The 11,588-nt window shown below is 38.3% G+C and carries 11 protein-coding genes; 6 read left to right on the top strand and 5 right to left on the bottom strand.

All coding sequences use genetic code 11. The features are described from left to right. Positions 1-158: 158 nt before the first annotated feature. Both H7J92_RS05010 and H7J92_RS05015 read right to left on the bottom strand, forming a co-directional pair. Positions 159-929 (bottom strand): DUF7225 domain-containing protein, encoded by a 771-nt coding sequence (locus H7J92_RS05010; protein WP_221835677.1) that lies wholly within the window; start codon positions 927-929, stop codon positions 159-161. A 67-nt stretch (positions 930-996) separates the two neighbouring features. Then, positions 997-1,443 carry a hypothetical protein gene (locus tag H7J92_RS05015; protein ID WP_221835678.1) on the bottom strand — a complete coding sequence of 149 codons (447 nt, stop codon included), beginning with the start codon at positions 1,441-1,443 and terminating at the stop codon, positions 997-999. Positions 1,444-1,701: 258 nt separating this feature from the next. Between H7J92_RS05015 and H7J92_RS05020 the strand changes: the two genes are divergently transcribed. After that, the gene (locus tag H7J92_RS05020) at positions 1,702-2,154 is read left to right on the top strand and encodes an OsmC family protein (protein ID WP_221835680.1); all 453 of its coding nucleotides are present in this window, start codon (positions 1,702-1,704) and stop codon (positions 2,152-2,154) included. A gap of 699 nt (positions 2,155-2,853) precedes the next feature. Here H7J92_RS05020 and H7J92_RS05025 read toward each other — a convergent pair. Next, entirely contained in the window at positions 2,854-3,753 is a 900-nt protein-coding gene (locus tag H7J92_RS05025) for a 3-hydroxyacyl-CoA dehydrogenase (protein WP_221835682.1), read from the bottom strand. Positions 3,754-3,853: 100 nt separating this feature from the next. Then, positions 3,854-5,323, bottom strand: coding sequence for a methyl-accepting chemotaxis protein (locus tag H7J92_RS05030; protein WP_221835684.1), 1,470 nt, complete (start codon positions 5,321-5,323; stop codon positions 3,854-3,856). A 441-nt stretch (positions 5,324-5,764) separates the two neighbouring features. Here H7J92_RS05030 and H7J92_RS05035 point away from each other — a divergent pair, with 441 nt between their 5' ends. The 5 genes from H7J92_RS05035 to H7J92_RS05055 all read left to right on the top strand — a co-directional run bounded on the left by H7J92_RS05035 (position 5,765) and on the right by H7J92_RS05055 (position 10,739). Next, on the top strand, positions 5,765-5,965 hold the full coding sequence (locus H7J92_RS05035; RefSeq protein ID WP_221835686.1) for a hypothetical protein: 201 nt from the start codon (positions 5,765-5,767) through the stop codon (positions 5,963-5,965). 451 nt (positions 5,966-6,416) lie between these two features. Further along, positions 6,417-6,629, top strand: a complete 213-nt coding sequence (locus H7J92_RS05040) for a DUF3311 domain-containing protein (protein ID WP_078817292.1) — start codon at positions 6,417-6,419, stop codon at positions 6,627-6,629. An 18-nt stretch (positions 6,630-6,647) separates the two neighbouring features. Continuing rightward, positions 6,648-8,057, top strand: coding sequence for a sodium:solute symporter family protein (locus H7J92_RS05045; protein WP_221835688.1), 1,410 nt, complete (start codon positions 6,648-6,650; stop codon positions 8,055-8,057). Positions 8,058-8,094: 37 nt separating this feature from the next. Continuing rightward, positions 8,095-9,048: an AEC family transporter gene (locus H7J92_RS05050; protein ID WP_221835690.1), complete on the top strand. Its 954-nt coding sequence runs from the start codon at positions 8,095-8,097 to the stop codon at positions 9,046-9,048. Positions 9,049-9,062: 14 nt separating this feature from the next. Then, positions 9,063-10,739: an amidohydrolase gene (locus H7J92_RS05055; protein ID WP_078817289.1), complete on the top strand. Its 1,677-nt coding sequence runs from the start codon at positions 9,063-9,065 to the stop codon at positions 10,737-10,739. Between the two features lie 38 nt (positions 10,740-10,777). On the opposite strand, the gene H7J92_RS17930 is transcribed toward H7J92_RS05055, so the two are convergent. Next, complete coding sequence (locus H7J92_RS17930) at positions 10,778-11,497, bottom strand: GntR family transcriptional regulator (protein ID WP_245799469.1); 720 nt, start codon at positions 11,495-11,497, stop codon at positions 10,778-10,780. Between the last annotated feature and the right edge of the window lie 91 nt (positions 11,498-11,588).

Consider the following 11,588-nt stretch of genomic DNA (forward strand, 5'->3'; position numbering starts at 1 on the left):
TGATGTATAGGTTATCATGGGAGGGCTTGTTTGTCATGAGGAATCCTAAGAAGAAGTAATTGTTGGGATAAAAAGGTGCCTGGTCGCTACCTAATCTTGACACTACTCTAAAACGAATACAATCGGCATGTAAAGCCAAAAGAAGTACAGTTTATATTTTACGTCAACTGTACTTCCTTCTGCATTCCAATCTTCTTCACTTTATCTAAATCCACTTCATAGGTATCCTTGTACACACGTGCAATCTGCTCGATTGGTTCTTTATCTCCATGATAAATCACATGGAAATCATCTTCATAATAATGCACGATAAAAATCGTATCCAACTGATCGAAGGTCTTTCGATTGAATACAATAAATCCATTCTTTTGAGCTGTCGTCTTTACACTGATCCGTCTGCTCTCATACATCACATCAAATCCATGTTGGTTTGTCTCCCGTGCAAGTTGACCACCTGTTGTAATCGCACAAAGTAATTCACCTATGCGCCCAATTAGATGTCGGAGTTCTGTCGGCTGACATTGTAAAACCCGCAGCTCATAGTGAAGTATTCTCAAATACTCTTCATACAGTCGAATTAATTGCTCCGTGCTAATGCAGTCAACGCCCTCCTTGCCGTACATTGTCTTGACACCGTTATTCCACTCTCCAATAACTTCTTCCACTTCCCCACGCGACTTCCGATAGATCAATCCTGTATAAGCAGCATATTCACCGATATATTTGTATGTATTGCGTGTCAAGTATTCAAAAATATGCTCTGTAAATGAAATACCTCTGTTGCACCGGTTATAGCAATAATCTGTTGGAATCACACTGTCAGGATTCCGGTCATACTTCTCTAGCATGATTTGTTGAATTTCCTGTCGGGTGACAATAATGCCTTCTTGACCGTCAAGGGCTTCTTTTAGTTGACTGTAGATTTTCACTGGGCTTGCTCCTATCTGTCTTGGTCCTGTTGCAGATTTAATTATGAATTTTAGCGACTATTATACTTTATATGAACACTTTTAAGTTAAGCACGAAAAGAAACCATGCAATACGGGCAGTTAGTATAATCACGCCAAGATATAATACCCCCAACATACCACTTAAGACCTTATTAATCCACACATCATCCGAATATATCATTGTTTTCAGAAGATAACCAAATGCAAAACAAGCAATTGCTAAAGAGATACATACTAATAATAACGGTATCATTAGATTGCTAAAAACATTGTACGTATTTTCAACTGGGGCAGTGGCAGGTAATCCACAGATTTCCGAAATTTCATTTCCCATTTTCCTGAAGAACCCACTGAACTTTTCTCCTGTAAGATGATAATCCTGTCTTCCTTTTATTGGATCAAGTAGTTTATCAGCTGCCATACTCAAAAGAAATGTTAAAACTATTCCAAGCGATGAACACACTAAATCAAAATTTCTTTTAATTTTCGCCAACCCATCCGCTCCCCCTCCTGTTATTCCTACAAATGTATGATGCATATAGGTCGAATAGGACAAAGTTACTTAACTATTGGATGCAGCTATCAATGACGTGGCCAACTGGGTTCAGACGCCGTAAAGAAATATTTTAGCCCAGTTCAATTTCCAACTGAGTGAAAAGCTCAAAATTTTAAAGCGACTTGATTTTTCTAAAAATATAGTTTATAGTTTATAAAACCAATTAACTTACTATACTTTATAGGAGTGATTTCAATGACAACAAAACAACTTATTCAAGTGGAAACAAGCGGGAAGTGGACAGGCGGAGTACAAACTGAGATTGCCATCCGATCATTTGAACCATTTATTGTAGACGAACCTGAGCACCTCGGAGGAAAGAACGAAGGGCCGAATCCAGTAGAACTTGTGTTAGCCGGTCTTAGCAGCTGTACATCTGTCATGATCGCCCTCATTGCTAAGGAACAGAAATTTTCATACGAAGCTGCTGAATTTTCCAATTCAGGTGAACTAGATCTACAAGGGTTAGCAGGAGTGGAAGGGGTCTCTCCACACTTCCAATCTGTCCAGTTTGATGTAGTATTGACAACGGAAGAGACTGAGGAACGGATCGAACTATTGAAACAGGCTGTCGAAAAAAGATGTCCAATCATGAATCTGTTGTTGGATGCCAACGTCCCAGTTCAATCGACTTGGACAAGAAAATAAATAAAAAACGTCTACGAAGCACAATGAAGTGCTATTCTGTAGACGTTTTTCTTGTTTAGAGACAAAAAACCCCGATCACATTCAGAATCCAATAAGAATGTTGACGATTTTCTCTTTCTATCGTCAACATTTTCTCCTTATCATCATCTACTACAGAGATAGATAAATCCTTACTATAGAGGTGATTAGCAATGGCGAAAAGAAACCGGGGGAAAACTTTAAAAAGGCTACCGGCCAATTCGCGTGGATACTGCCCGTTATGTGGACGTAAACGAATAAAGCTGTTGTATTCTATTAAAACTGAATCTGCTCAAACTTTAACTGTCTGTAAAAATTGTCGACAAAAATAAAGATATGCACGCTGTCCTTTGCCCACACTAGGCTTACCTAATTGCATTAGACAGCGTTCATCATCTTCGTACTGACCTTTGAGTGATGCAAATGTCCGTCCCACACGGTCTCTTTGCAAGCTTAAACCACACATATACCGTACTGTCAAATCCATGTAGCAACAGAACTTGAGGTTCGGACCCTCCATAGGATCCTCGCCCTATTGTAAGTAATAGACGATAAGATTTACTCCAAATTTTATGTACTTTTCTATTTCGATGGACGCCCCTTCTTTCTTGCCCAGTGCGATATTTCGAACATGAATCAACAAAAAAAGGACAGCTAAAAAGCCATCCCTTTCATATAATCTTATCCTTTTAAGAAATCAGGTTGGGCAAAAGAAGGGTTTGGATATTTATAGAATCCTTCACCTGTCTCCCTACCCAATTTTCCTTTATCGATATAATTTTCTTTCATCAAATCGGCTACTTTTTGGGCTTCTGGATTGCCGGTTGCCTGCGCTTTTGCCGATACAATGTGGTAGGCAGTCGTTACGCCGACGATATCCAAAATAGCAAAAGGGCCTAAAGGAGCGCCTGTCCCGATCATCCAAGTCTTATCAATCGTCTCGACATCTGCAACTTCTCTTGCGAGCAATGTCTGCGCAGCGTCTAAAAACGGTACTAAAAGTGAGTTAAGGATATAGCCTGGCTGCTCTTTATGCAATGGCAATGCTACCATACCGATCGCTTTTGCGAATTCAATCACTTCGTTGAACACTGATTCGTCCGTTCCCGGATGTTTCATCACTTCGGCTGTGTTGTTTTTCCAAATTTCATTTGCAAAGTGAAGCGCTAAAAACTTCCCGGGGCGTCCTGTCGCTTCTGCAAACTGGCTTGGTAATAAAGTCGATGAGTTCGTTGCGAACACTGTTTTTTCAGGTGCGACTTGTCCTAGTTTCTCGTAGAAATCCGTCTTAATGCTGACTACTTCAGGAATCGCTTCGATCACAAGATCTGCATTTTTAACAGCCTTTGCAAGATCACTATTGAATGAAATCCGTTTAAATGCCGAATCTACAACCGCGTCTGTAGCATTCAAATCCGCTTTATAAACATCTTTCAATTTGTTGATGCGCTCTTTCGCCACGTTCAAAGCCTCGTCATTAATGTCGTAAACGGAAACGTTAAAGCCATGAAACGCTGTTTGATAAGCGATTTGGCTCCCCAAAACGCCGCTGCCTGCCACTGTAATATTTTTGTATTCCATCATTATTTACCCCTTTCAGCCTATAACTCTTGAACTACTTTTATTATAGGACAATAATATTATCCTGACATCTTTTTTGCCTGCAACTTTCACTCATCATTCACTCCCCTTTATGCAAAGAAGTAACCTGTTGAGCAGTACTATCCATTTCCTCTGCTACTAACCGGCTGTCGGAAGTCAAATTGTCGATGATCTTGCTCATTTCTAGTAAATTGGCTGAATTCTCTTCAACAATTGCCGCAAAGTTGTTCGTCGAGTCTTCGATTTCCGTTGATTGCTCAATCATTTCAGTGGAAGAGGATGCGAATTGGACCAGCTCATCATCCAAATGCTGCAGTGTCGAAGCAATCTTTGAAATCTGATTTGAAACCTGTTCCGTCGTCAGCGCATTTTGTTCTATCTTCTCGCTGCTTTCCGTCATCTTTTTAAACGCATCGCGATTGCTGTCGTTCAGTTCTGACAAATTGGCTGTGATTTTTTCCGTCGTCTTATTCGTCACTTCAGCCAATTTCCGGATTTCATCAGCGACAACCGCGAACCCTTTGCCCGCTTCCCCGGCCCGCGCGGCTTCTATTGACGCATTGAGCGCAAGCAAGTTGGTCTGTTCCGTGATTCCTTTGATGAGAGCGGCGAATTCATTTGTTTCATTTAACTTATTGGATAACGAAAGATATGTCTTATGTAACTCGGCAATATTCTCCTTCAACATACTCATATCCACTGAAAGGATATCAATTTGCTTGTTCCCTTCAACCGCCACTCCGTTTGCTTCGCTCGATTCCCTTTTCAACTCATTCGCTAAATCGAATAGAGAAGAGATGCCATCTTTCATGGACACCGTATTTTGCGCAATGGTTGAAATTTGATCAGCCTGCGACTGGCTGCCGTCCGCCATCTCTTCCACAACAGATGACATATTGCTCTGTGACGTCATATTTTGCTGAATGCGCACATTCATGCCTGAAATGCTCTCGATAATTTCCGTCACATTCTTTTCCAAAATAGCTTTTTCGTTTTCCTTCCTTTTTGCATCTTCAGCAAACTCTTCCGTAAAAGCCGCAACTTGTCTGAATTGCCCGGTCGTCAATCGCATGATGGCGATGAACATGAATCCAAGCAGAAGGTATAGAATCAAGGTATAGGCGAATAATTCTCCTACCATCTCCTCGGCACTCACCATACGGTTGACGATAAGCAATACTAAACCATAAGCATAACCGAAAATAAACGGCTGTAACTTCAACTGAACAGCAGAAAAGATGGCAAGAAAAATGCTAATGATTACTGCTTTCATGCCACCGTCGAACAGAACGCTCCCGACTAGTGCAAACGTAAACACATTGAAAATGACCGCATAAGCATACCACTCCGCCTTATGTAACCACTTGCTGAATAGGAAATAAAAACCGACAACCCCTAAAAAATCGAGACTGTATAAAATCGCAGTCCCAGTGTCTTTAAACGCTAGAGCCTGCATAACCGCAATAAACAGCGAGATACCCATCGTGATCGCCATTACTCGGTTCTTCTTCATTACATCTTTTAATACTAACTGCTCAATTGACTGCATTATCTAGCCTCCCTCAATTCTAATCCAAATTCTTATATCGGTATAGTTTTCAAATTTTAAAGGCTTAGGTAATATGTAATATGTAATATGTAATGCTATTCTAATAAAAGAATTGATTGGGAGGGTGTGAGGAAAACCCTTATTAAGGTGTATTAAATCGCTAAAAATAAAAAAAATTCCGCACTGGTGAGCGAACCTACTACGTCAGACCAGTGATGAGCAGTTTCGGAGCAAACATTTATGTTATTTTGCCGGTGAATAACCAGGGGAATTTGGACAGGGATAAAAAAGCGGACAAGCCTATTGAAGACATGATTTCTAGATCGTTTTTGAGAAATGAACCTTCTTTTTATAATCTCCAAATGTTGAAGATTCTACAAAGGTGTATCCCCTGCTGTTGAAATGTTATCCATATCCTTGTTCGTGAAGATGAAGGATTTATTGAAGTTAACTAAAGTTGTCTCAAAGGCGCGTGAGTCCTTTCAAATACTCGAGCAAATACTAAAATTCGATATTCATAAGGGCAAGGAAGGTATGTTTGAGGATTTGACTCGCCGTACGATGCTGATCAGTATGGTGGCGACGAAGACAATAAACATTCATAATTTTCCGGGATATTTTAGTGGTTTCCTGCGGAAATAGATTGATGAGACGCTTTTTAAGGATATCTATCAGGATTATACGGTTCCTGTTAGTGATGGTAGGCTTTATTAGTTTGATGGCCGTAATTTAGATAAAAATTAAATCATTTGGGTGAAGTGAAGAGTTGAAAAACTCTCCTCCCGCTTCTTAGTTTTTTAAACAAATGTTGAATTATGTGAAAACCGATTACTGAAGTGTACGGAGAACAGCATACAGTTTCAAAATTAACCATGTATATAGCCTGTATTCCTATTCATACTTCAGCTTTCCTTACACTAAAATTTCCTTAAAAAACAATTCTAAAATAGTTTTTATCAGTTTATTCTATGTATTTTTTATTTTCAGAAATGTTATTGACTCTTTTATTCTTTTAACTTATACTACTAAAAACACAACTGGTACGGACATCATGATGAATTGAATTTACTTTGTAATAAAAGGAGGAGATAAGATGAAATTGAAGACAGCGCTAAATGTGCTAATTGGATTGGTAATCCCTTTTGTAGGTGTTATTGGGGGTATCTTAGCATTTAGAAATTCTGAACAATTCGTTCTAGGGTTTCCAATCTTATATTTCTGGATGTTTTTATGGTTTATTTTGACTTCAATTTGCATTTCACTATCATGGCACTTCTTTGACAGCAAAGAAGTAGAATTAGATTGAGAAGGGCGGAGATTATAGATGGCAATTGTAATATTTAGTGGTATTTTAATTTTCTCTTTATACTTAGCAGTTCGATCTTCGAGTAAAGCGAAAAAAGGAAATATGGAAGATTACTTGGTCGGGGGACGATCATTTAATGGTTTCATCTTATTCTTCTTAGCAATTGGAGAAGTTTACAGCATAGGAACGATTATTGGCTTTCCGGGCGGCATCTATGCAAAGGGTGTTGGTTACGGCCTTTGGTTCCTTGGCTATATTTTATTAGCTTATCCAATTGGTTATTTCTTAGCACCTCTAATTTGGCGAGCAGGTAAGAAATACAATGCGATGACAGCTCCAGATCTATTTAAAAGTCACTTTAAAAGTAGACCATTGGAATTGATCGTCGCTTGTTCATATTTAATCTTCCTCATACCATGGGGACAATTGCAATTTGAAGGCTTAAATGTCGCATTAAATGCCTTGGAATTTAATCTTTCCCCTAGTCTGGCTGTATTTATAGCAGGCGTGATTGCTTACTTGTATATATCTGTATCTGGAGTCAAGGCGCCTGCTATCATTTCAATCTTGAAAGATATATTATTGTTTGCTGCGATTATTATTGTAGGTGTAGCCGCATTTAGAAACCTAGATGGCGTTCATAATCTATTTTCAGCCGCTAAATCTCATGGTACATCATTATCATTTACCAATACTAGTGATTTGACCTTTTCCGTAACCACAATCATTTTTCAAGCAGTCGCTTTTTATTGTTTACCATTTATTGTGACGGTCGTATTCACGAGTAAATCAGAAAAAACGATTAAGCGCGCACAAAGATTTATGCCTCTTTATATGCTAATGTACCCATTCTTAATCGCTTCATCTTACTTTGCACTTGTTGGTCTTCCAAACGTCGATAATCCAAATCATGCGTTTATTGCCACGGCAATTGAATTATTACCATCTTGGGTTGTCGGCATAGTCGCTGCTGGTGCCGCGTTGTCAGGCTTATTAGTACTTGCTATCACTTCATTAGTTGTGGGTGGTATTTTTACTCGTAACCTTATGCCAGGTATCCCTGAAAACAAACAAAGAAAGTGGTCTCAATTTGTAGTAATTGGTTACCTACTTATCTCGATGGTTTTAACTGTTGGAATGCCAAGTTTGATGCTCCACCTTGTCAATACTGCCTATTTCGGTTTCGGACAAATCTTACCCGGACTTTTGGCTATTCTATTCTCCAAAAGTGCAACAGCCAAAGGAGTGGGCGCAGGTATTATTGCGGGAATCACTGTCGCATTGTTCCTACAATTCACTGGCATAAGTGTATTTGCAATTAATAATGGTTTAGTTGCATTAGTTTTCAACTTTGTTGTAACAATTATTGTTAGTTTGTTGACGGCAAGTAAGGTTCGCTTACTAACACCAATGGTGAACATAAAATGAGCATACGATAATTGGATGAATTTAGGATGTGGTTCAAATGCAACTAAGCACAGTATTTAATTCAATAACTCTAATTGGAATGATGATCGTAATCGGTATTGCACTTGCCCGAGTAACACCGATTAACGAAAGTACTAAGAAAACGTATACACTACTTATTGTAAATGTAGCTATGCCCTGTATCATTCTTTCTAGTATTTTTAAAGTCAATATTGACCAATCAATGTTGAGAAATATCGGAATCGTCTTAATCCTTTCCGTTGTTATTAATACGATCGGAATTGGAATTGGATGGGTTTTTGCTTCTTCATTTTCCGGTAACCGTAGGCTTCGACAAGAGATTGCTCTTTTATCCGGTCTAGGGAATACAGGTTTTATCGGGATTCCTTTATGCGCTGCAATACTTGGACCTGAAGGAGCGCTTTATGCAGCTATTTTTGATGCAGGTGTGGATATCGTAATTTGGACAGTAGGTGTCATGATATTAAAAAACTCTTACGCCTTCTCGATAGTCAACATAAAATCGCTCATCAATATTCCAATTGTCGCAATAATCGTAGGCTTATTATGTACATTTATAAATTATCGGCCTCCTGAAATTTTCATTGATTTATCTAACCAGTTGGCGGCTTTAGCATCTCCCCTAGCAATGTTTTATATTGGATTATTAATTATGTCTAAGAGTGAAAATAAAAGTGCAATAAAAACAACAAATGTAAATATCTTTTCACCTATTTTCTCAAAGTTAGTAGTATTACCGATAATTACACTTTTTATTATTAGTATTTTACCGATTCAGATGGATGTGATGATCAATAAAGTGCTGCTCATTCAGGCAATGATGCCTTCACTAACGCTAGCATCCATTTTATTTACAAAGTACTCTAAAGATGAGGTGTTTGGAGCATTTGCTACCGTTATGTCAACTATAATTTCGTTAGTAACGATCCCTTCGCTAATTTTGATATTCATAAAATTTAAATACATGTAAGGAGAATGAATGCCATGATACAAGTGGACAGACTATTTAAAAATGCAAACGTTTTAACTATTGACGAGGAAAACAGTCATGCGAATGTTGTAGCATCCTATAAAGGCAAAATCACAGGAATATGGACCAATAGTGAGTTCGATCTTATAAAAAAAGAGATTGAGAAAGACGATAAACTCATTGTTCATGATTTAGAAGGCCAGACGCTCATTCCTGGTTTTATTGATACTCATAACCATTTACTTATGTATGCACTTAATAAAAACCAAGTAGACTGTTCTTCACCAAAAAATGAAAGTATCGAGGATATTCTCAACAACCTTCGAACACATCACAATACACATTCGGATGGCAGCTGGATTATCGGGTACGGGTACGATGATACCTTGCTAAAAGAGAATAGACATCCTACTCGTCATGATTTGGATAAAGTAAGTACGAATCGTCCAATATTTATAAAACATATCTCGAATCATTTAGCAGTCGCAAACTCCTATGCACTCAAGCTTGCGGGAGTTGATGAGTCAATTGAGAATCCTGAAGGCGGCCATTTTGGAAGAGAAGAAAATAACTCCCTGAATGGTGTGTTATTTGAACCTTCAGCAATGGATATAGTTTATAAGCACGCTCCGATTCCTACAGATGAAGAAGTTATTAAATTAATGGGACTCGCGTCAGAAGACTATTTGGCACAAGGCATCACGACAAGTTCAGATGCAGGCGTAGGTTTAGTATTTGGCCGGCCCGAATATGACTTGCATATGGTCGCATTAAAAGAAGGTGCAAACCAACTGCGTATGCGTCTAATGATTATGTATGATTTATTATCGGAAGGTGGCCCATTCGAAAAATTTCACGCTGAAGAATTACGAGAAAGAATCTTGAAAGACTCGAATGGGAAAGCAAAGTTAGATAGTGCCAAGCTATTTCAAGACGGTTCTATTCAAGGGTTGACTGGCGCATTGCGTAAACCTTACTATTGTGATGACGAGTTATACGGTGAATTAATTTTTCATCAAGATACTTTAAATTCTTATGTCCTTGATTTCCATAAGCGTGGTTTTCGTGTTACAACGCACGGGAATGGTGATCAGGCAATTGGCTCGATTATTGAAGCGTACAAATACGCCCTTAATTCCAATACGAAAATAGACCATCGACATCGCATTGAACACGTACAAACCGCTACTGTAGAGGACTTACAGGAAATGAAAAAACATGATATCGCCGCCTCTTTCTTTATCAATCATGTGTACTATTGGGGGGATCGTCATAAACGAATATTTTTAGGACCTGAAAGAGCAGAACGCATGAACCCCTTAAAAGATGCCTCAGATTTAGATATGCTTTATACATTACATTCAGACTGTCCAATCACTGCCATTTCCCCCTTATTTTCTATCTGGGCAGCGGCTAATCGTATTACACGGGAAGGTAAGGTGTTAGGAGAAGGCCAAAAGATAGATGTCTTAGAAGCTATAAAATCAATGACTATATATGGAGCACGATTAAACTTTGAAGAAGACCAATTAGGTAGTGTAGAGGTTGGAAAATTAGCGGACTTTGCTGTACTTGATCGAGACCCTACTGCAATTGATCCGTTAGAAATTAAAGACATTTCAGTTGAAATGACTATTATAAACGGAGAAGTAATTTATGAAAACACAAAACAAGTTGCAACAAACTTATAAATAAAAAAGAAGACTCCCATTTAGTGAGGAGTCTTCTTTTATTTACCAGCCCTTGCTGACTTAAAATGAAGTGAATATAACTCAGGATTATAATCAGCTATACAATATTCAACCAAATCACCATTCACGTCATATACAAATCGCTCTAAGTGTAAAGTATAACAATCTTCAGGAAGATTAAGTAATTCCGCATCTTCAATTGATATTTTTTGAGCGGTAATCTTTTCATCAGCTTCATGAAGCCGAATAGACAGTTCTTTCTCCATTAAATCATATAGTGTTCCATGGCTAATATCTAGATTTGCCAATTGTAGACCTATATTAACAGGATAATACTGTGTTTCGATCGCAAGTGGCACCTCATTTGCATAACGAACACGCTTAATCAGATACGCATTCTCTAAAGCAATCGCCTTATTTAATTCCTCAGGAACTACTTCAATTCCATGTTCAATTAGTTTAGTACTAGGAATCTTGTTCATACGCTCAATCATTTCAGTTGTACTAATAAAATTCCCCTGCCAATAATGAACAGGATGTTTTGAAATAAATGTTCCCCTACCATGTTTTTTTTCTAGTATTCCATCGATAACTAATTGTGAGATAGCTTCTCGAACAGTGCTTCTGCTCACATTATATGTTTCCATTAATTCACGTTCACTTGGTATTTTCTCCTCAAATAGACCTTGCGTTATCTTTTGTTCTATACTCTTTCTAAGTTGTATATGAAGCGGCACTGGACTGCTAGGATTGATCACGCTAATTACCTCCTCAGAATTCACAAGGAAAAATTTCCTACGTGCCTATATACTTATATGTGGATAGGCTACACTTAGTTAGACAATAAAA

It is taken from the genome of Sporosarcina aquimarina, from assembly GCF_019748715.1.
Lineage (GTDB): Bacteria > Bacillota > Bacilli > Bacillales_A > Planococcaceae > Sporosarcina > Sporosarcina newyorkensis.

Excerpts from the sequence above, each read along its gene's own strand:
- H7J92_RS05025 (WP_221835682.1), bottom strand. The coding sequence starts at position 3,753 with ATGGAATACAAAAATATTACAGTGGCAGGCAGCGGCGTTTTGGGGAGC.
- H7J92_RS05040 (WP_078817292.1), top strand. The coding sequence starts at position 6,417 with ATGAAATTGAAGACAGCGCTAAATGTGCTAATTGGATTGGTAATCCCT.
- H7J92_RS05045 (WP_221835688.1), top strand. The coding sequence starts at position 6,648 with ATGGCAATTGTAATATTTAGTGGTATTTTAATTTTCTCTTTATACTTA.
- H7J92_RS05020 (WP_221835680.1), top strand. The coding sequence starts at position 1,702 with ATGACAACAAAACAACTTATTCAAGTGGAAACAAGCGGGAAGTGGACA.
- H7J92_RS05030 (WP_221835684.1), bottom strand. The coding sequence starts at position 5,323 with ATGCAGTCAATTGAGCAGTTAGTATTAAAAGATGTAATGAAGAAGAAC.
- H7J92_RS05050 (WP_221835690.1), top strand. The coding sequence starts at position 8,095 with ATGCAACTAAGCACAGTATTTAATTCAATAACTCTAATTGGAATGATG.
- H7J92_RS05055 (WP_078817289.1), top strand. The coding sequence starts at position 9,063 with ATGATACAAGTGGACAGACTATTTAAAAATGCAAACGTTTTAACTATT.